This is a genomic window from Kingella sp. (in: b-proteobacteria) (assembly GCF_030527935.1).
Lineage (GTDB): Bacteria > Pseudomonadota > Gammaproteobacteria > Burkholderiales > Neisseriaceae > Kingella_B.
The window spans coordinates 30,353-48,876 of the sequence record NZ_JAUMZV010000005.1 but is presented as its reverse complement, the minus strand read 5'-3'; the positions used below and the strand labels follow the sequence as shown (position 1 = coordinate 48,876).

Below are 18,524 nucleotides of genomic sequence, written 5' to 3'. Positions count from 1 at the left end.
TTGAGAAAAAAGGAAAGCCATGAGATTGAAAAATATATTGATAATTGCAATAGGTTTGCTATTTGCTTCACCAATATATGCAAAACAGAAAGAGAAAATTCCTGATTTCTCGGGACATTGGGAATCTGCTGCGGATTTTTGTTCGTTCCAATCCTATCATTCATATAAATTAAAACAAAAAAAGGATACCGTTACAGGATACTTCGAGAGTAGCGAATCTTTGGGACAAGGAGCAGACTGGGGGCGTGTTAAAGGTAAAATTCGCCATGGTAAATTATTTATACAAATATGCAGTATGCGGGGTGCAGATGATATTTTTTCTTGCCCAAAATACAGTCCCACTTTTAATTTTTTAGTAAAGAAAGGGACGATTTTGTTAAAATATGACAATAAAAAGTACTTATCAAAAGTGGAGGATTATGAAGAAGAACCTTATATGCTATATAAAAATTTTAAAAATGAAAAAAAATTTATCCCTCCTGTTCAAAAAATGCGTTGTGTTGGATGATTTTTATTATATATACCTCTAAATATTGAAGGAGTAAGTATTAAATAGCTTCAAATAATTTAATTTCAGAAAATGAGTTTTATGCAATTACTTTTTTGGGTGCGTGGAGGAGATATGATAAATTTTAAGAAAATAGTATTTGTAACGATAAGCCTGTTATTTGCTTTGCAAGTATGCGCGAAACAGAAAGAGAAAATTCCTGATTTTTCAGGAGAATGGGAATCTATTGCGGATTTTTGTTCATTCCGAGCCTACCATTCCTATAAATTAAAACAAAAAAAAGATACTGTTACAGGATATTTTAATGCTGGTGCCTCTAAGGGGCAAGGAGGCGATTGGGGGCGTGTTAAAGGCAAAATTCGGCATGGTAAATTATTCATAAGAGAATGCAGCACAAGTGAGACTAATGATATTTATGCTTGCCCGAAATATAGTCCAGAATTTAAGTTTTTGGTAAAAAAAAGGAAAGTTATATTAAGGTATCACAACCCCAAATATTCAGTTCTAACAAAAGAGCAGAGGAAAGAAACCAAAGACAATCCATTTGTATTATATAAAATATATAAAAAAAATTATATACCGCCAGTTCAAAAAATGCACTGTCAATGAATAATTTTTTATTAGTCAAACTCAAAATACTTGAAGGAGTAAGTTTTAAATGGCTACAAATAATTTAATTTCAGACAATGAATTTTTTGCGATTGCCTTTTTTGGTGTTGGCGCAGCAACAGAGGCTGGGAGCATGGAAAAAGCATAAAGCATATCATTTGTCCATTGCGGGTGATGAAACAAAAGATAAAAATGGAGTGGTAACAGAAATAAAACCTGCTGGGAATAGTGGCTACACCATCGGTATGCTGCAAAATGATTTTGGACAGCACCGTCTCCCAAATGAAGAGACGGCTAGATATTTACTCCGTGCTACACAGAGTTGGACTACTCAGCATCGTCCTGAATTAAAATTCCAAGAAAATGAAATAGAATCGTTTATCAAGGAGCTATCACGAAAAGGAAACGAAATTAACAGAGAAAATGGCAAACCGCTTCATCCCAAAATCCGCCCTGCGGTAGATGCTTTTTTGGCATCGGATGCGGGTATTGCGTTTACGCATTCATTAGATGTAAAACAAATTGCCAATATAAATAAAAATGTTTTTACACCCCTAACGCAAACGCCCTTATATCAAAATAGTAGTCGTGATGACAAAATACGGCTATTGGCTGTTACGAGCAAAGCATTTAATCAAAATGAAGTTGCAGGGAGAGCCGTTGTTCGTGCGATAAAACACGGAAGGCATCATAGTTTAAACGATGTTTATCGGCATATAGATTCACTTGGTGGGTATCTTGAAAGAGACCGCCCGCGTGCTTTGGAGGGTGCTGAAATCATTATTGCCTTCAATAAATCCAGCCCTAACAATCCGTTGCGAAAAGAATGGGAGCATATTCTTGAAAATCCGCTAAAACTGCCTACGAAACGACAAGGGCAGGAACGCAAAGAATATGATGAAATTTTATCTTTATTCTTTAATTCAAATACTGCCATTAAAACCATCCAGGAAAAAGATAAAGCGGTTCAGTCTCACAGCTTAAATTCTGATGAGCCAACCGTGCAAACGGCGCGTCATCGTTCTAAACCCCATCCTATTTTGGCGCGGATGCAAGAGCAGGCGGCTCGGTATCGCCATGCGTCCGAAGTGCTTAATTCTGGCGACCAAGCGGCTATTGACCAAATGCTTAATGAGCTTATCAGCCCAGCGGCGCAACAAAGATTGGTGGAGGCGGAACAAAGAGTGGCAGGGGAACGCGCAGCAAGAGAAAAACAGCAAGCAGAGCAAGCCAAAGCTGAGCAAGCCAAAGCTGAACAAGCAAAACAACAGCAAGAGATGGTGGATAATGAGCCAGCTCGGCATGTTGCTATGATAAGAACGCAGATAGGAGTGTGATTTATGGATAATTATGATGAATATGACGAATCGTATGCTGCCGTTGCTGATGATTTTGATGAAGATGATGAGTATAACGAGAAAATAAATATTTATGATATTCAGGAAGTGATGGATAGTGCTGGCAAGTTGGTGGATGATACAGCAAATTTGTTAATGAACTTTCAGCAACAAAGCGAAGCAATAGCTGATTCATTTCAGCAAAATCTACGCAGCGCAGTAGATTGGCAGGAAAAATCTATTACTGATTTTATTAAAAATGAGTTATCGGGTGTAACGCGTTCTTATGTGGAAGACTTGGAAGAATCTAGAAAATCCATTACTCATGCAGCTAATGAAGCAGAAAAACAGGTAACGCAGCTTAAATCGGATACCAAAAAATTTATTTTTAAGATGTATTTATTGGCTGGGCTGGGGTTAATCTTTTTTGTAATTGGTGGTGGTTTGTTGTCTTACTATTATGCTCAGGTGATTTCGCGAAATAAGGTGGAAGCGGATACTGCGCGGTTAATTATGCAGTCTGATGTTGTGCGATGTGGTAACGATAAGCTATGCGCCAAAGTTAAAAAAGGAAAGCGGGATGAATATGTGGAAATTAACAAAAAATAGTTTATGTGGATTTTTGGATTGCAATTTGCGTGTTATCTCATTTGTTTAACCTTATGCCTACCAAAAAACTCAAACCCCTAATCATCATCGCCATCGTTATGCTGATTTTTTCCGCGCTAGACGGCGAAATCACCAACCAAGAATGGTACACGCTCGGCGTTATCTGCCTGCTGGTGATGCCCTTTTGGACAATGTGGGACAACAACACCCGCCACGCAGGCAAATTCAGGCTGCCTTTATACGCGCTGGGCACATTCATCGGCATTTTTGGCGCAAACTATATGCTGCGCGAACACACCATCGACAACCTGCTGATTAGCCCGCTGATTTACGCCGCCTTTTTCACATGGCTGCAAAGCCTAACCGATAAACACCGCCCGCCGCCCGAATAGGCAGCCTGAAACCCATAATCCCCCTTTTTTCAACATCTCAACACAAGGAACCCATCATGTTAATTCTCCAAACCGAACGCGACGCGCTGCTCAAACCCTTGCAAACCGCCACAGGCATTGTGGAGCGCAAGCACACGCTGCCCATTCTCGCCAACGTGTTGCTGGAAAGCAAAGGCAGCAAAGTGCACATTCTCGCCACCGACCTAGAAATCCAAATCCACACCCAAGGCGCAGACAACGACAGCGGCGATTTTCAGCTCACCACCAACGCCAAAAAGCTGCAAGACATCCTACGCGCCCTGCCCGAAAACGCCCATGTGCAGCTGGATTTGGAAGACCACAAGCTCACGCTCAAAGCAGGCAAATCGCGCTTTAATTTGCAAACCCTGCCGCCCGTTGATTTCCCCACCATGAACATCAGCGAAACCACCCGCACCCAATTTGCCCTGCCGCAAGAAACGCTGAAAAACATGATTAGCAAAGTGCAATCCAGCATGGCGGTGCAAGATATTCGCTATTATCTCAACGGATTGCTGCTGCAAGTGGAAGGCAACCAGCTTCGCCTTGTCGCCACCGATGGGCATCGCCTTGCCTACGCCAGCACCAGCATTGAAGCCGAGCTTGCCAAGCAAGAAGTGATTTTGCCGCGCAAAACCGTGTTGGAACTGGTGAAACTGCTCAACCAGCCCAAAGAAGCCATCCACATTGAACTGCTGGACAACCAAGTGCGCTTCCAATGCGGCGACACGACTATTATCAGCAAAGTGATAGACGGCAAATTCCCCGACTACAACCGCGTGATTCCGCTGGATAACGACAAAATCTTCGTCATCAACCGCACCACGCTGCTGGGCGCGCTGGAACGCTCCGCCATTTTGGCAAACGAAAAATTCCGTGGCGTGCGCCTGCAATTAGCCGCAGGCAGCCTGAAAATAACGTGCAGCAACAGCGAGCAAGAAGAAGCCAGCGAAGAATTGGAAATCGCCTATGCGGGCGAAGCGTTGGAAGTGGGCTTCAACATCCAATTCTTGATGGACGTGCTGCGCAGCGTAACCAGCGACGACATCCAAATCGCCTTTGGCGATGCCAACCGCTCCACGCTGTTTACCATCCCCAATAACCCCGAGTTCAAATACATTGTGATGCCGATGCGCATTTAATCGTGGTTATTCGTTTCAGGCTGCCTATCGTGCGCAGATAAGGCAGCCTGAAAAGTAATCGGTGGTGTTCTAAAAAGTATGCTGGTTAGTTGATGCTGACCCGCAGCAAAGATGAAAAATGATGCAATCTGTTCCTTCTCCCGCTGGCGGGGGAAGGCTAGGATGGGGGTGGCTGTTTAACCTACCACCCCCGCCCTAACAGCGGTACAGCATATTTTTTAGGACACCACCCCCTATCAACATCGCACACCACCCCCAAAAACCCACCCATGATTACCCACCTAACAGGCAAACTCACCGAAAAACACCCCCCGCAAATCACCCTAGACGTAAACGGCATTGGCTACGAGCTGGAAGTCTCCATGCAAACCTTTTACCAACTGCCCAACGTTGGCGAAACCGTCCACATCCACACCCAGCTGATTGTGCGCGAAGATGCCCATTTGCTGTTTGGCTTTGCCAACAAAGCCGAACGCGCCACCTTTCGCCAGCTGCTCAAAGTCAGCGGCATTGGCGCGAAAACCGCACTGGGCATACTCTCCGCGCTTAGTGCCGATGAACTCGCCGCCGCCATCGCGCAAGAAGACATCAAACGCCTATCCGCCGCCCCCGGTATCGGCAAAAAAACCGCCGAGCGCATGATTTTGGAGCTGCGCGGCAAACTCGCCCCCGCCAGCGGCGATACCACAGGCTTATTCGCCCCCGCCGCCACGCCCGATGCCAGCGAAGACATTGTCAGCACCCTGCTTGCGCTGGGCTACAACGAACGCGAAGCCCGCGCCGCCACCAAAGGCATCGCTGCCGATGTGGACGTAAGCGAAGGCGTGCGCTTGGCGTTGAAAAATTTGATGAAGTGATTTTTCAGGCTGCCTAATCGGTTGCCCCAAGGCAGCCTGAAACCACCCCTTCCCCCACCCAACCAAAGGAACACACCATGACCCACATCATTCTCCAATCGCTCCCCATCAACCAAAAAGTCGGCATCGCCTTTTCGGGCGGACTGGACACTTCCGCCGCCCTGCTGTGGATGAAGCACAAAGGCGCAACGCCCCACGCCTACACCGCCAACCTAGGGCAGCCCGATGAATCCGACTACGAAGCCATCCCGCGTAAAGCCTTGGAATACGGCGCAGCATCTGCCCGCCTGATAGACTGCCGCGCCCAGCTTGCCCACGAAGGCATAACCGCCATCCAAAGCGGCGCGTTTCATGTATCCACAGGCGGCGTGCCCTATTTCAACACCACCCCGCTTGGGCGCGCGGTAACAGGCACGGCTTTGGTTGCCGCCATGAAAGAAGACGATGTCAACATTTGGGGCGACGGCAGCACTTATAAAGGCAACGACATAGAACGCTTCTACCGCTACGGCTTGCTCACCAACCCCGCGCTCAAAATCTACAAACCGTGGCTAGACCAAGCCTTTATCGACGAGTTGGGCGGGCGCGAAGAAATGTCCAAATACCTAATCGCCCACGGCTTTGACTACAAAATGTCGGTAGAAAAAGCCTATTCCACCGACAGCAATATGCTCGGCGCAACCCACGAAGCCAAAGATTTAGAGTTCCTTAATTCAGGCATCCACATCGTGCAGCCGATTATGGGCGTAGCGTTTTGGGATGAAAACGTTGCCATCGCAACCGAAACCGTGTCCGTGCGCTTTGAAGCAGGCGAACCCGTAGCCCTTAACGGCAAAACCTTTGCCAACGCGGTGGAACTCTTTTTAGAAGCCAACCGCATCGGCGGGCGACACGGGCTGGGCATGAGCGACCAAATTGAAAACCGCATCATTGAAGCCAAATCGCGCGGCATCTACGAAGCCCCCGCCATGGCATTGCTCCACATCGCCTACGAACGCCTGCTCACAGGCATCCACAACGAAGACACCATAGAACAATACCGCATCAATGGCTTGCGCTTGGGCAGATTGCTGTATCAAGGACGCTGGTTTGACAGCCAAGCCCTGATGCTGCGCGAAGCCGCCCAACGCTGGGTGGCCCGCGCCATCACAGGCGAAGTAACCCTAGAACTGCGGCGCGGCAACGACTACTCCATCTTGAACACCGAAAGCCCCCATCTCACCTACCAGCCCGAAAATTTAAGCATGGAAAAAGTAGAAAACGCTGCCTTTACTCCCGCCGACCGCATCGGACAGCTCACCATGCGCAACCTAGACATCGCCGACAGCCGCGCCAAACTCAGCATTTACGCGCAAACAGGCTTGTTGCAGCTGGACGCAGGCGCAGCCATACCCAAGCCGGGCGGCGAGTAAAGCGGGTTAGTTTTACTCGTTTTGGCTTTGCCGAAACGCGCTGCGCTTGTTTTCAGGCTGTCATCTTTAACCCAATACGCAACCGATGGCGCATCGGCAGCTCGCTGATATTCTGCCAATCAGCCCATTCATAGTTTTCAGGCTGCCTTTCCCAACAATAAGGCAGCCTGAAAACCCACCTTAACCACACTACACAAACAAGGAACACAACCATGCCCGACTACCGCTCCAAAACATCCACCCACGGACGCAACATGGCAGGCGCGCGCGCGCTTTGGCGTGCCACAGGCGTTGCCGACAGCGACTTTGGCAAACCCATCATCGCCATTGCCAACTCGTTCACCCAATTCGTGCCGGGTCATGTGCACCTGCACAACATGGGGCAGCTCGTTGCCCGCGAAATTGAAAAAGCAGGAGCTATTGCCAAAGAATTTAACACTATCGCCGTGGACGACGGCATCGCCATGGGACACAGCGGGATGCTGTATTCCCTGCCCAGCCGCGATTTAATCGCCGACAGCGTGGAATACATGGTCAACGCCCATTGCGCCGATGCGCTGGTGTGCATTTCCAACTGCGACAAAATCACGCCAGGGATGCTGATGGCGGCGATGCGCCTGAATATCCCCACCATTTTCGTATCGGGCGGGCCGATGGAAGCGGGCAAAGTGGTCGGCGCGATTAACATTGCCGGCAGCCGCCGCTTGGACTTGGTGGACGCGATGATTGACGCGGCAGACGACAACGTTTCCGATGCCGCCATCTCCGAAATTGAACAAAACGCCTGCCCCACTTGCGGCTCGTGTTCAGGAATGTTCACCGCCAACTCCATGAACTGCCTAACCGAAGCCCTAGGCTTGTCGCTACCGGGCAACGGCTCGCTGCTCGCCACCCACGCCTTTCGCAAAGAACTGTTTTTAGAAGCAGGACGGCTGATTGTAGACATCACCAAACGCCATTACGGGCAAAACGACTATTCCGTGCTGCCGCGCAGCATCGCCACCAAGCAAGCCTTTGAAAACGCCATGACCATGGACATCGCCATGGGCGGCAGCACCAACACCATTTTGCACTTGCTCGCCGTTGCCCAAGAAGCAGGCGTGGACTTCAAAATGGCGGATATTGACCGCCTAAGCCGCATCGTGCCCTGCCTGTGCAAAACCGCGCCGAATAATCATGACTACTACATGGAAGACGTGCACCGCGCAGGCGGCATCATCGGCATCCTAAAAGAGCTAGACAAAGCAGGCAAATTGCACACCGATGCGCTGACCATCCATTCAGGCAGCCTGAAAGAAGCCATCGCCAAATGGGACATCGCCAACCCCGAAAACACCGCCGCGATAGAACGCTTCAAAGCCGCCCCAGGTGGCGTGCGCAGCACCCAAGCCTTCTCGCAAAGCCGCCTATGGAAAACGCTGGATTTAGACCGCGCAAACGGCTGCATCCGCGATGCCGAACACGCCTATTCGCAAGACGGCGGCTTGGCGGTTTTGTTTGGCAACATCGCCGAGCGCGGCTGCGTGGTGAAAACCGCAGGCGTGGACGAAAGCATCTGGCAGTTCACAGGACGCGCCCGCGTGTTTGAAAGCCAAGAAGCCGCCGTGGACGGCATTTTGGGCAACCAAATCGTGGCGGGCGACATCGTTATCATCCGCTACGAAGGCCCCAAAGGCGGGCCGGGGATGCAAGAAATGCTGTACCCCACGTCTTACCTAAAATCCAAAGGCTTGGGCAAAGCCTGCGCCCTGCTCACCGACGGGCGTTTTTCAGGCGGCACATCAGGCCTATCCATCGGACACGCATCGCCCGAAGCCGCAGAAGGCGGCGCAATCGGCTTGGTGCACGAAGGCGACACCATTGAAATAGACATCCCCAACCGCCGCATCCACCTTGCCGTGTCAGACGAAGAACTCGCCCGCCGCCGCGCCGAAATGGAAGCACGCGGCAGCCGCGCATGGAAGCCCGAAAGCCGCGAGCGATACGTTTCCTCCGCCCTACGCGCCTATGCCGCCATGGCAACGTCTGCCGATAAAGGCGCGGTGCGCGATGTGAGCCAAGTGGAGCGTTAAGCATTGTGAACAAAAAGGCAGCCTGAAAATGTGGGTAAATACGTTTTCAGGCTGCCTTTTATGACGACATGACAACGTTGTCGCCCCCAAACCCACCGCGCATTCAACCCTACTTTCTCCAGCGCACGGCTTGCAAGCAAGCCGTAGGAGCGCGGGGCGAGCATTTCAGGTTGCCCAACATCCGCGCCCGCGTTCAATGATTGAATAGGTTTTCAGGCTGCCTTAAACCATCAAGGCAGCCTGAAAAAAACAAACCGCTCGGTATTCTGCCAAGCGGGTTTACTGGATAGATTGGTTTTCAGGCTGCCTTTGGTTTTCTGCAAAAGCCTTGGCGGTGCTCTAAAAAGTATGGGTGGTGTCCTAAAAAGTATGCTGGCTTAATTATTGTTGATAGAAAGCAGTATTGGTTAGAAATTCTGCAATCTGTTCCTTCCTCCGCTGGCGGGGGAAGGCTAGGATGGGGGTGGTAGGTGGATTGAACAGCAGCCCACCCAAACAAAGGCAGCCTGAAAACGAGATAAACCCGTTTCAGGCTGCCTTAAATATATCAACAAAGCGGGTGATGGGAATCGAACCCACGTCAGTAGCTTGGGAAGCTAATGTCTTACCATTAGACGACACCCGCGAAGTCGCGCATTATACTGTGTCTCATGGGCTATTGACAATCAACATTTTGGCAGCTTGCGCGCCCTAAAAATTGAATATCAACAGCCCCCAAGGCAGCCTGAAAACAGGAATTAGGCTACAATTCGCCCATTTGTTTCCGCCCTTGCCATCATGCGCCGCTTTATCGTTTCCATTTTGCTTGCCCTGCCGATTCTCGCCTTTCTGGGTGCGCTGGTGGTTGCACCGTTGGCGGCGATGCTGGGTTATCAAGACGCTGCGCCGCTGTGGGGCGAGATGCTGGGCGATGCCTATTATCAACAGCGCATCCGATGGACGGTGTTTCAGGCTGCCGCCACCGTGCTGCTCACTGGGCTGCTGGGCGTGCCGATTGCGTGGGCGTTGGCGCGGTTGCAGTTTGCGGGGCGCGCGTGGGTGCTGCGGTTGCTGATGCTGCCGTTTATTTTGCCCACGCTGGTGGCGGGCATGGGCGTGCTGGCGTTGTTTGGCGAGCATGGCGCGTTGTGGCGCGGCTGGTCGGGCACGGCGGCGTTGCTGTTGTATGGCAATGTGTTTTTCAATTTGCCTGTGATGATTCGCGCGGCGTATCAAGGCTTGGCAACTGTGCCTGCCAACCGTTTGGCGGCGGCGCAAACGCTGGGCGCGAATGCGTGGCAACGATTTTGGCGCGTGGAGTTGCCTGTGCTCAAAGCGTGGCTGGCGGGCGGCGCGTGTTTGGTGTTTTTGTATTGCTTTTCGGGATTTGGCTTGGCGTTGCTGCTGGGCGGGCAGCGGTTTGCCACGGTGGAAGTGGAAGTGTATCAACTGATTGCGTATGAGCTGGACATGGCGCACGCGGCGGTGTTGGTGTGGCTGGTGTTGGGCGTAACCGCGCTGGCAGGGCTGTTGTATGCCGCAATTAGCCGCCGCGCCGATGCCGCCGAAGTGCGCTGGCGGCAGCCTGAAAAGCCGAAAACGTGGGCGGAACGCGCGTTGCTGGCGTTTGCCTTGTTTACGCTTGCCGCGTGCTGCGCCTTGCCCTTGCTGGCGATTGCGTTTCAGGCTGCCCAAGCGGGCGCGGCGTGGCGCGTGTTGTGGGATGAAGACACGCTATCGGCGTTGTGGAACACGGCGCGGTTTTCAGGCTGCGCGGTGGCGGGCGCGGCGGTGTTGGGCGCGTTGCACGCGGCGGCGGCGCGTCAATGGGCGGCAATTCGCGCGCTCACGTTTTTGCCGTTTATGGTGTCGCCCGTGTGTTTGTCGTTTGGCGTGTTGCTACTGTATCCCAGCTTTTCGGCGAGCTTGCCCATGCTGATTGCGCTGTATGCCTTGCTTGCCTATCCCTTTGTTACCAAAGATATTTTATCCGCTTGGGACGCGCTGCCCGCCAACTACATCGCCGCCGCGCGGGTGGCAGGCGCAAGCCGTTTTCAGACTGCCTACGCGGTTACGCTGCCGCTGCTGCTGCCCGCGCTGCGCCGTGGCTTAACGCTTGCCGCCGCCACCTGCATCGGCGAATTTGCCGCCACGCTGTTCCTGTCGCGCCCCGAGTGGACAACGCTGACCACGCTGATTTACCGCTATCTAGGCAAAGTCGGCGCAGCCAACCACGACAAAGCCTTGGTGCTGACGGCGGTGTTGATGGGATTGAGCTTGCTGGTGTTTATGGTGCTGGATGCCAGCGATAGGCAGCCTGAAAAATCGTAACGCGGCGGTTTTATGCCGCCATCTTGTCAATTAAAAACGGCTGCTTGGTTCACAGGCAGCCTGAAAATTATTTTATAGAAAGCCCCCCATGACCGCCCCCATGTACACCCTGCTGCTGCTCACGCTCATCATCGCCAACTTCCCTTTTCTCACTCAGCGCGGCTTGGGCATCATCCCGCTCAAACGCAAAACCATTCTGCATCACATCGCTGAGCTTGCGCTGGGCTTTGTGTTGATTGCCGCGATTGCGTATGTGCTGGAAAGCCGCTCGGGCAGCGTGCATCGCCAAGATTGGGAGTTCTACGCCACCGTGGTGTGTTTGTATTTGGTTGCCGCGTTTCCCGCGTTTGTGTGGCGGTATTTTTGGCATGGGCGCAATCGGGAATAGCGCGGTTTTGTTTTGCGCCAAAGGCAGCCTGAAAACGAGCGAAGCAAGTTTCAGCGAAGCTAAAACGAGCAAAGCAAGTTTCAGGCTGCCTTTGTTGGTTTACAACGCGATGTCTTCCAAATCGGCAAACTCGGGATGGCGCGCCAAATAGTGAATGGTAAACGAGCATTCGGTGCGCACTTTCACGCCTTGCCGTTGCGCTTCGGTTAAAGCGGCGTGCACCAAATCCGCCGCAATGGTGCGTCCTTGTGGCGTGGGCTGGGCTTCGGTGTGTTCCAACAGCCAAATGCCGTTATCCAGCGGGCGATAGGCAACGTAAGATGTTTCGCCGTTTTCGCTGTATTCAAAACGGTGGGTGGAGGGGGTGTGGGTGATGGGGCGGGGCATGATTTTATTCCGTTGCGGCAACGTTTTCAGGCTGCCTTAAATGGTTAGCATAAAAAATCTCTACAACGCGAATTGTAGAGATTTTGGCGAAACCATTATTTCAATTTGGTTTCTTTGTAGATAACGTGTTTGCGGGCAATAGGGTCAAATTTTTTGATTTCCAATTTACCCGGCATGGTACGTTTGTTTTTGGTAGTGGTGTAGAAATGACCTGTACCAGCAGAAGATTCTAGTTTGATTTTATCGCGCATGATTCATTCCTTTTAGATGGCTTCGCCGCGTGCGCGCAAATCAGCCAAAACAGCGTCAATGCCGTTTTTGTCGATGGTGCGCAATGCTGCGTTGGTTACTCGGATGCGAATCCAACGGTTTTCGCTCTCTACCCAAAAACGACGTGATTGCAAGTTAGGCAAAAAACGACGTTTGGTTTTGTTGTTGGCGTGTGATACGTTGTTGCCAGACATTGGACGCTTGCCCGTTACTTTGCAAACTTTTGCCATGATGGGTCTCCAAACTGTGATTTTAAAAATGGTGGAATTGGTTTATGGGGTAAACCGCTAATTTGGGCAATCTTTACAGTGGGTTATCTACATTTTGTGTGTGGATTGCCCGTTCAATTATTGCGTGTAGCAAATAAGATTTGCCTGAAAAACGGGCGATTATACTGGGTTTGTTGTTGTATTGCAAAGGATTTATGGGCGTGGTTTTGCTTAATCGGGGTTTTGCCATGTGGGGTAGGGATGGGTGCTGAGATAGGCGTTGGTGTAGCGTCCATCGCTGGTGATTTCTTTGCCTAGCCAGCTTGGGCGGGGGTAGGCGGTGGTTTCGCTGGGGAGTTCTAGCTCGGCGAGAATGAGCGGGGCGTTGTCGCCGAGAAATTCGTCGATTTCAAAACGATGCCCATCATATTCAATAACGTAGCGGTTTTTTTCTACTTTGAATGGACAGAGCGTGGCGAGCATTTGTTGGGCTTCGGCGAGCGGGATGGGGTATTCGTATTCGCTGCGGGTGGTGTCGCTGATGTAGCCTTTGATGGTGAGCCATGCGTTATCGCCGATGATGCGCACGCGGATGCTGCATTCTTTGGCGACGGTGAGATAGCCTTGGTGTAGGCGTTGCGGGGCGGTGGCGTGTTGTCGCCATGTGTCGTTGGCGAGCAGGAAGCGGCGTTCTATTTCTAGGTTGGGGGTGGTCATGGGGATTGCCTTTGTGGATAGGCAGCCTGAAAACGGGAAAGTATATTTTCAGGCTGCCTTATGGATTAAAAGGGTTTGAATAATACAAGGTATAGCGCGGCGAGTAGGGCGAAAACGGGCAGTTCGTTGAATAGGCGATACCATTTGTGGCTGTGCGTGTTGCGGTGTTGCGCGAAGGCGAGAAGCAGCTGACGGCAGGCGATGTGGTAGGCGGTGAGCAGGATGCCGATGGTGAGTTTGCCGTATGCCCAGCCTGCGGCGGGGAGTTGGATGAGCATCAGCACGCCAAGGATGAGTGCGCCGATGCCCCACGGGGTCATAAATGCGTAGAGTTTTTGCGCCATGATGAGCAGGCGGTTGTATTCTTCGGCAGTTTGGGCGAGCGTGAGATTGACGTAGATGCGGGGGAGATAAAAAAGCCCTGCGAACCATGCGATGATGAAGAAGATGTGGAACAATTTGAGCCAAAGATACATTTTCAGGCTGCCTTAGGGAAAAGGGGGCGAGTATAGCAGATTGCGACAGGCAGCCTGAAACCGTTGCGCGCCTTGCGGGATGGTGGTGGTTTTGCGCAAATGGGACGGATATAAAACAGCGTGGGCAACCCAAGGGAAGAAAGGGTTGCCCACGCTGTTTTGGTTGCCCACGCTGTTTTGTGTTTCAGGCTGCCTGAAAATTATCGGTCGCTGCCCATGCGTTCGGGTTCGGTGTTGGTGGCGCGAATTTGCTCGCCAACGTAGATAAATTTCACGCGGTCGTCGTTGCGGTAAGAAACGTAGTCGGTGTTTACTGCTTGCAAGGCAGGGATTTCTTGATGGCTGGGTTGTGGTGGCACAGGACGGTCAATGATTTTGGCTGCCATGGCGTTGCTTGAAATAGTGCGATTGCGATGATTTTGTTCATGGTGTTGTCTCCAAGTTAAGGGTTAAAAGTGAACTTTGCGTCATGTTTGTTTTCAGGCTGCCTTTGGCTGTACAACCACCACCCAGCGGATGCGCAACTAACTGCGTTGGCGATAAACCGCGCCTTTTGTCCACAAGGCAATGCCCACCAGCAGCGCGGGAATGGTCAGCACGATGGCGACGGTTTTGAAATCCCAGCCCCAGTTTAAAAACCATGCGCCCACAAAGGCGGAAACGAATGCGCCGATGCGCCCGATGCCGTGCATCCAGCCGTTGCCTGTGGCGCGGGCTTTGAGCGGGAAGAACATACTGGATAGCGCGTTCATGCCTGTGCCGCCGCCGTTGAGCGACACGCCGAGCAAGAACGCCAGCAGGCACATCAGCGCGTAGCTGCCCATCACGCCGCTAAGCCCAATCAATACCAATGCGCCCGATGCGTACCACAGCGACATGGTTTTGTCGGCGTTAAATCTATCCATCAGCCAGCCAACGGCAACCGAGCCGAGCGGCCCGCCAAGCTGAAACATGGCGGAGATGATGCTGGCTTGTTCGGCAGTCATGCCGCTTTCTTTAATCATGGTGGGCATCCAGCTTCCGAGTAGGTACACCAAGAATAGGTGCGAAAAATAGGCGGACCACAGCAAAAAGCTGCCTGCGCGGTAGTGGGCGTTGAGCACGGTTTGCACGGGGGTTTCGTTGCTTTGCGCGGCTTCGGTTGCGCTGGGGAGCTTGGTGTTGGGCAACACAAATACGCTGTGTTCGGTGGTGCTGTTGGGCACGCAGCGTTCCACAAGGGCGCGGATTTGTGCTTTGTCGCCGCGTTTGTGAATCAGAAAACCGATGCTTTCAGGCAGCCTGAAAAACATAATCACGCTTAAAATCAACGGGGTAATCCCACCTACATAAAACACGCTGTGCCAGCCGTAATGCGGGATAAGCCATGCTGCCAAGAAGCCGCCGCCTGCCGCGCCCACGGTGAAGCCTGCGAACACCACGGTAATCAAAAAGGCGCGTTTGCGCGATGGGGAAAACTCGGTTACCAGCGTGGCGGCGTTGGGCATGATGCCGCCCATGGCGCAGCCTGCGATAAAGCGGAACAGCACCATTTGCCAGATGCTGTTGGCATGGGCAACAAACAGCGTGGCAAGCCCGAAGCACAGCACGTTGCCCAGCAGCACTTTGCGCCGCCCAAATTTGTCGGCGAGCGGGCCGGTAATCATTGCGCCCACTGCCAAGCCTGCTAATGCCGCGCTGAGTACGGGGGCGAGCGCGTTGTTGGAAAGCTGCCAATCGGCTTTGATATAGGGGGCGACAAAGCCCATGATGGCAACGTCAAAGCCGTCTGCTACCACCACAAAGAAGCATAGGGCGATGATGAGTTTTTGATAAAAGCTGATGGGGCTGCGGTCTAGCAGCTGGCGGATGTTGATTTCTTGGGGCTGGCTCATGGAAAACCTGTTTTTGTTAGTGTTTGTAAAGTGGGGGAATGTATCAAATTTGGGCGGGCGGGTAAGACTGTTTTGGTCTATGCGATAGGATTGGGGGTTATTTGGCAGCCTGAAAATTAAGAACCTGTATTCAGTATTCACTATTTGCATAGGCAGATTTGATGACATAAAAGCGCGGATACAAGGCAAAAAGCGCAGCAAGGTTGGACACCTTGCGAGCATTTTTAACGCGGTAGCCGCGTTTTTAGGGCATAAAAGATGCCTATGCAAATAGTGAATACAGGTTCTAAAATGGAGCGGCAACGGCCCGTCGCCAAATGGGGTTTTCAACAAAGCTTGATTGGCAACATCGGCGAGCTGCCGACACTCCATTGCTTGCGGGTTTGGCAAAGGTTTCAGGCTGCCTATGTTTACGGCGCAAGGCAGCCTGAAACGCAGTTTGGGAAAACCAATATGGATGCAATGATTGAACGCGGGCGCAATAATAGGCAGCCTGAAACGCTTACCCCTCGCTCCCTGCGGCTTGCTTGCAAGCCGTGCGCTGGCAAAACAAAAATAGCTGGGCGATGGGGCGTTTCAGGCTGCCTATTGATGCCAAGGCAGCCTGAAATCTATCTTGCTAGGGTCGTTCTGCGCAGCATTACAACTGCGCCACTTGCCGCAACACTTCGGGCGTGGTCGTCTCCAAGCCAAAGTATTCCAAATAGGCGGGAATTTGCTCAAACAGCATATCGGTGGCCACTTGGATGATACAGCCCCGCGCCTGCGCTGCCGCCAAAAACGGCGTAATCGGGCGGCTCAACACCACTTCGCCCACAAACGCATCGGGGGCAATCCGCGCCACGTCCAACGGCAGCGCATCGTCGTCATACATTCCCAAAGGCGACGCATTCGCCACCAAACCAAAGCCTTGCGGGTCGTTGCTGCCCGTTTCTACCACCAAATCGGGGTAATGCTGGCGCAACCGCGCCGCCAAGGCTTCTGCCTGCGCGGTGTTGGGGTCAAACAACGCCAATCGCGCCACGCCCGCCGCCGCCAAGCTCGCTGCTATCGCGCTGCCCACGCCGCCTGCGCCCGCCAGCAAAGCCGATTTGCCCTGCGGCGCAAAGCCTTTGCGCACCATGCCGCGCACAAAGCCTTCGCCGTCAAACATATCGCCTTGCAATTTGCCATCCGCGCGGTGGCGCACGGCATTGCACGCACCCGCAATCTGCGCGGCGGGCGAGATTTCGTCTAACAAGGCGATGGTGGTTACTTTGTGCGGCATGGTAATCAACGCGCCCAGCGTGTTTTCGTTGCGGAACACGGCGCGCAAGAAATCGGCGTAGTTATCCGCTTGGCAGGCAAACGGCACGACCACGGCGTTGATGCTGCGCGATTGGAAATAGGGGTTGTAAATCATCGGCGATTTGAAAGTGTGCGTAGGGTAGCCGATGTGGGCGATGATTTGGGTTAAGCCGTTTATCATGGGATTTCCTTGGGGTTATTTTGCTTAATTAAGCACAGTAGGCAGCCTGAAAACCGTTTCAGGCTGCCTTCCCCTTACGCGCCACAAACTGCAACGCCGCCTGATAGCCAAACGTGCCCAGCCCCACAATCACGCCCACCGCCTTATCCGACAAATACGAATGATGGCGGAACGTTTCGCGCGCGTGCACATTAGAAATATGCACTTCCACAAACGGAATGCCCACACCCGCCAGCGCATCACGAATCGCCACGCTGGTGTGGGTGAACGCGCCCGCGTTGATGATAATCCAGTCGGTGTTGCCGCGCGCCGCTTGGATGGTGTCAACAATCGCGCCTTCGTGGTTGCTTTGAAAATGGCGCACACTCACGCCCAGCTCGGCGGCGGTTTTGTCCAAATCGGCAGACACATCCGCCAGCGTTTCCGCACCGTAGATATGCGGCTCGCGCGTGCCCAGCAGGTTCAAATTCACACCGTTAATCACCAAAACATTCATGCTTTTTCCTTTCATTAAGCAATGTTAAAACAAGTAAACCAGCAATCATTATAGCCGTTTGCCGACCGCCTTTCGCCCAAGGCAGCCTGAAATCGCACAAGCAAAACGATAACGCTAACGATGTTGGCAAAATTGGCAGAATAAAATGTTTTTTGGCAAAAACGCGCGATTTTGTGTTGCGCAGCGGGGTAAACAAAACGCAGTAAGCAATAAAAAGCCATAGGCAGCCTGAAATGCGCCCAACACCGTTTCAGGCTGCCTAAACCAATTTAACATCGCGTCCACCCAACTTAACACTGCTCCCGCGTATCATCCGCCCTGCGCGTCTCACCGCATCTTTGCAATTCAATCAACCATTTATTCACAAGGAAAAATCATGAAACGCTCCACACTACTCGCTTCCACCGCCGCCCTATTGCTAAGCGCAGGCGTTGCCGTTGCCGCAGGCGAAGCGGTTAAACAACAAGCTGCCAACGATATGCCCCCGCCACCCCACGGCGACCACTCCAAAAACCATCGCCATCCCAACCCAATGGGCAATAAATTCCAACGCGACGGCTTGCCACGCGGCTTTGACGAGCTGGATTTAAGCGACGCGCAAAAAAGCAAAATCCGCAGCATCATGGCGCAATACCGCCCGCAGCAGCCTGAAAACCATGCCGCCCGCCGCGCCGAGTTCCAACAAAAAATAGCGCAACGCCAAGCCCAAGAGCAACAGCTTATCGGCGGCAAAAATTTTGACGAACAAGCTGCCCGCAAGCTGATTGCCGAACGCCAACAAGAACGCGCCGAGCTAGAACGCCAACACGCCGAACACGAACTGCAAATGCTCAAAGCCCGCCACGCCACCTTCCAAGTGCTCACCCCCGCGCAGCAGCAAAAATATATAGCCATGCAAAAACAGCAGAAACAACGCTTCGCCGAACGCATGGCACGCCGCCAGCCGCAAACCGACCAAGCCGCTAACCAGTAA

General features: G+C 52.2%; 22 protein-coding genes and 1 tRNA gene. 12 read left to right on the top strand and 11 right to left on the bottom strand.

Going from position 1 to position 18,524, the window contains the following annotated elements; translation table 11 throughout:
- The first annotated feature begins 19 nt into the window (after positions 1 to 19).
- The 9 genes from Q4A85_RS02680 (at position 20) to ilvD (ending at position 8,956) form a co-directional block, all read left to right on the top strand.
- Positions 20 to 508: a hypothetical protein gene (locus tag Q4A85_RS02680; protein WP_303107624.1), complete on the top strand. Its 489-nt coding sequence runs from the start codon at positions 20 to 22 to the stop codon at positions 506 to 508.
- Between the two features lie 81 nt (positions 509 to 589).
- Positions 590 to 1,117, top strand: a complete 528-nt coding sequence (locus Q4A85_RS02675) for a hypothetical protein (protein ID WP_303107623.1) — start codon at positions 590 to 592, stop codon at positions 1,115 to 1,117.
- A 158-nt stretch (positions 1,118 to 1,275) separates the two neighbouring features.
- Positions 1,276 to 2,454: a hypothetical protein gene (locus Q4A85_RS02670; RefSeq protein WP_303107622.1), complete on the top strand. Its 1,179-nt coding sequence runs from the start codon at positions 1,276 to 1,278 to the stop codon at positions 2,452 to 2,454.
- A 3-nt stretch (positions 2,455 to 2,457) separates the two neighbouring features.
- Positions 2,458 to 3,063, top strand: a complete 606-nt coding sequence (locus tag Q4A85_RS02665) for a hypothetical protein (RefSeq protein ID WP_303107621.1) — start codon at positions 2,458 to 2,460, stop codon at positions 3,061 to 3,063.
- A gap of 53 nt (positions 3,064 to 3,116) precedes the next feature.
- Positions 3,117 to 3,455: a hypothetical protein gene (locus Q4A85_RS02660; RefSeq protein ID WP_303107620.1), complete on the top strand. Its 339-nt coding sequence runs from the start codon at positions 3,117 to 3,119 to the stop codon at positions 3,453 to 3,455.
- 56 nt (positions 3,456 to 3,511) lie between these two features.
- On the top strand, positions 3,512 to 4,615 hold the full coding sequence (gene dnaN / locus Q4A85_RS02655; RefSeq protein ID WP_303107619.1) for a DNA polymerase III subunit beta: 1,104 nt from the start codon (positions 3,512 to 3,514) through the stop codon (positions 4,613 to 4,615).
- A 269-nt stretch (positions 4,616 to 4,884) separates the two neighbouring features.
- On the top strand, positions 4,885 to 5,472 hold the full coding sequence (gene ruvA, locus Q4A85_RS02650) for a Holliday junction branch migration protein RuvA (protein WP_303107618.1): 588 nt from the start codon (positions 4,885 to 4,887) through the stop codon (positions 5,470 to 5,472).
- Positions 5,473 to 5,549: 77 nt separating this feature from the next.
- Positions 5,550 to 6,884 carry an argininosuccinate synthase gene (gene argG / locus Q4A85_RS02645; RefSeq protein WP_303107617.1) on the top strand — a complete coding sequence of 445 codons (1,335 nt, stop codon included), beginning with the start codon at positions 5,550 to 5,552 and terminating at the stop codon, positions 6,882 to 6,884.
- A gap of 212 nt (positions 6,885 to 7,096) precedes the next feature.
- Positions 7,097 to 8,956 (top strand): dihydroxy-acid dehydratase, encoded by a 1,860-nt coding sequence (ilvD, locus tag Q4A85_RS02640; protein ID WP_303107615.1) that lies wholly within the window; start codon positions 7,097 to 7,099, stop codon positions 8,954 to 8,956.
- Between the two features lie 554 nt (positions 8,957 to 9,510).
- Here ilvD and Q4A85_RS02635 read toward each other — a convergent pair.
- Positions 9,511 to 9,581: transfer RNA gene (locus Q4A85_RS02635), tRNA-Gly, on the bottom strand.
- A 152-nt stretch (positions 9,582 to 9,733) separates the two neighbouring features.
- Here Q4A85_RS02635 and Q4A85_RS02630 point away from each other — a divergent pair.
- Entirely contained in the window at positions 9,734 to 11,266 is a 1,533-nt protein-coding gene (locus Q4A85_RS02630; protein WP_303107614.1) for an iron ABC transporter permease, read from the top strand.
- Positions 11,267 to 11,354: 88 nt separating this feature from the next.
- Positions 11,355 to 11,654 carry a DUF2818 family protein gene (locus tag Q4A85_RS02625; protein ID WP_303107612.1) on the top strand — a complete coding sequence of 100 codons (300 nt, stop codon included), beginning with the start codon at positions 11,355 to 11,357 and terminating at the stop codon, positions 11,652 to 11,654.
- A 99-nt stretch (positions 11,655 to 11,753) separates the two neighbouring features.
- Here Q4A85_RS02625 and Q4A85_RS02620 read toward each other — a convergent pair whose 3' ends face one another.
- The 10 genes from Q4A85_RS02620 to aroQ all read right to left on the bottom strand — a co-directional run bounded on the left by Q4A85_RS02620 (position 11,754) and on the right by aroQ (position 17,551).
- On the bottom strand, positions 11,754 to 12,041 hold the full coding sequence (locus tag Q4A85_RS02620) for a GNAT family N-acetyltransferase (RefSeq protein ID WP_303107611.1): 288 nt from the start codon (positions 12,039 to 12,041) through the stop codon (positions 11,754 to 11,756).
- Positions 12,042 to 12,136: 95 nt separating this feature from the next.
- Positions 12,137 to 12,292 (bottom strand): 50S ribosomal protein L33, encoded by a 156-nt coding sequence (gene rpmG, locus Q4A85_RS02615; protein ID WP_303107609.1) that lies wholly within the window; start codon positions 12,290 to 12,292, stop codon positions 12,137 to 12,139.
- 12 nt (positions 12,293 to 12,304) lie between these two features.
- The gene (gene rpmB / locus Q4A85_RS02610) at positions 12,305 to 12,541 is read right to left on the bottom strand and encodes a 50S ribosomal protein L28 (RefSeq protein WP_040558560.1); all 237 of its coding nucleotides are present in this window, start codon (positions 12,539 to 12,541) and stop codon (positions 12,305 to 12,307) included.
- Positions 12,542 to 12,751: 210 nt separating this feature from the next.
- Entirely contained in the window at positions 12,752 to 13,237 is a 486-nt protein-coding gene (locus Q4A85_RS02605; protein ID WP_303107607.1) for a CYTH domain-containing protein, read from the bottom strand.
- Positions 13,238 to 13,302: 65 nt separating this feature from the next.
- A complete protein-coding gene (locus Q4A85_RS02600; protein WP_303107605.1) occupies positions 13,303 to 13,713 on the bottom strand; it encodes a CopD family protein in 411 nt (136 codons plus the stop codon).
- Positions 13,714 to 13,725: 12 nt separating this feature from the next.
- The gene (locus tag Q4A85_RS02595; RefSeq protein WP_303107604.1) at positions 13,726 to 13,884 is read right to left on the bottom strand and encodes a hypothetical protein; all 159 of its coding nucleotides are present in this window, start codon (positions 13,882 to 13,884) and stop codon (positions 13,726 to 13,728) included.
- 29 nt (positions 13,885 to 13,913) lie between these two features.
- On the bottom strand, positions 13,914 to 14,099 hold the full coding sequence (locus tag Q4A85_RS02590) for a hypothetical protein (protein ID WP_303107603.1): 186 nt from the start codon (positions 14,097 to 14,099) through the stop codon (positions 13,914 to 13,916).
- A gap of 138 nt (positions 14,100 to 14,237) precedes the next feature.
- On the bottom strand, positions 14,238 to 15,587 hold the full coding sequence (locus Q4A85_RS02585; protein ID WP_303107601.1) for an aromatic acid/H+ symport family MFS transporter: 1,350 nt from the start codon (positions 15,585 to 15,587) through the stop codon (positions 14,238 to 14,240).
- Between the two features lie 640 nt (positions 15,588 to 16,227).
- Positions 16,228 to 17,055, bottom strand: coding sequence for a shikimate dehydrogenase (locus Q4A85_RS02580; RefSeq protein ID WP_303107599.1), 828 nt, complete (start codon positions 17,053 to 17,055; stop codon positions 16,228 to 16,230).
- Between the two features lie 58 nt (positions 17,056 to 17,113).
- Entirely contained in the window at positions 17,114 to 17,551 is a 438-nt protein-coding gene (gene aroQ / locus Q4A85_RS02575; protein WP_303107598.1) for a type II 3-dehydroquinate dehydratase, read from the bottom strand.
- A 376-nt stretch (positions 17,552 to 17,927) separates the two neighbouring features.
- Here aroQ and Q4A85_RS02570 point away from each other — a divergent pair, with 376 nt between their 5' ends.
- Positions 17,928 to 18,524 carry a Spy/CpxP family protein refolding chaperone gene (locus Q4A85_RS02570; protein WP_303107597.1) on the top strand — a complete coding sequence of 199 codons (597 nt, stop codon included), beginning with the start codon at positions 17,928 to 17,930 and terminating at the stop codon, positions 18,522 to 18,524.

Bases quoted from the DNA above. Each gene is read 5' to 3' on its own strand.
- rpmB (WP_040558560.1), bottom strand. From the start codon at position 12,541: ATGGCAAAAGTTTGCAAAGTAACGGGCAAGCGTCCAATGTCTGGCAAC.
- argG (WP_303107617.1), top strand. From the start codon at position 5,550: ATGACCCACATCATTCTCCAATCGCTCCCCATCAACCAAAAAGTCGGC.
- Q4A85_RS02600 (WP_303107605.1), bottom strand. From the start codon at position 13,713: ATGTATCTTTGGCTCAAATTGTTCCACATCTTCTTCATCATCGCATGG.
- Q4A85_RS02570 (WP_303107597.1), top strand. From the start codon at position 17,928: ATGAAACGCTCCACACTACTCGCTTCCACCGCCGCCCTATTGCTAAGC.
- ilvD (WP_303107615.1), top strand. From the start codon at position 7,097: ATGCCCGACTACCGCTCCAAAACATCCACCCACGGACGCAACATGGCA.
- dnaN (WP_303107619.1), top strand. From the start codon at position 3,512: ATGTTAATTCTCCAAACCGAACGCGACGCGCTGCTCAAACCCTTGCAA.
- Q4A85_RS02580 (WP_303107599.1), bottom strand. From the start codon at position 17,055: ATGATAAACGGCTTAACCCAAATCATCGCCCACATCGGCTACCCTACG.
- Q4A85_RS02620 (WP_303107611.1), bottom strand. From the start codon at position 12,041: ATGCCCCGCCCCATCACCCACACCCCCTCCACCCACCGTTTTGAATAC.
- Q4A85_RS02605 (WP_303107607.1), bottom strand. From the start codon at position 13,237: ATGACCACCCCCAACCTAGAAATAGAACGCCGCTTCCTGCTCGCCAAC.
- Q4A85_RS02680 (WP_303107624.1), top strand. From the start codon at position 20: ATGAGATTGAAAAATATATTGATAATTGCAATAGGTTTGCTATTTGCT.
- rpmG (WP_303107609.1), bottom strand. From the start codon at position 12,292: ATGCGCGATAAAATCAAACTAGAATCTTCTGCTGGTACAGGTCATTTC.
- Q4A85_RS02630 (WP_303107614.1), top strand. From the start codon at position 9,734: ATGCGCCGCTTTATCGTTTCCATTTTGCTTGCCCTGCCGATTCTCGCC.
- Q4A85_RS02665 (WP_303107621.1), top strand. From the start codon at position 2,458: ATGGATAATTATGATGAATATGACGAATCGTATGCTGCCGTTGCTGAT.
- Q4A85_RS02675 (WP_303107623.1), top strand. From the start codon at position 590: ATGCAATTACTTTTTTGGGTGCGTGGAGGAGATATGATAAATTTTAAG.
- aroQ (WP_303107598.1), bottom strand. From the start codon at position 17,551: ATGAATGTTTTGGTGATTAACGGTGTGAATTTGAACCTGCTGGGCACG.
- Q4A85_RS02590 (WP_303107603.1), bottom strand. From the start codon at position 14,099: ATGGCAGCCAAAATCATTGACCGTCCTGTGCCACCACAACCCAGCCAT.
- Q4A85_RS02585 (WP_303107601.1), bottom strand. From the start codon at position 15,587: ATGAGCCAGCCCCAAGAAATCAACATCCGCCAGCTGCTAGACCGCAGC.
- Q4A85_RS02660 (WP_303107620.1), top strand. From the start codon at position 3,117: ATGCCTACCAAAAAACTCAAACCCCTAATCATCATCGCCATCGTTATG.
- ruvA (WP_303107618.1), top strand. From the start codon at position 4,885: ATGATTACCCACCTAACAGGCAAACTCACCGAAAAACACCCCCCGCAA.
- Q4A85_RS02625 (WP_303107612.1), top strand. From the start codon at position 11,355: ATGACCGCCCCCATGTACACCCTGCTGCTGCTCACGCTCATCATCGCC.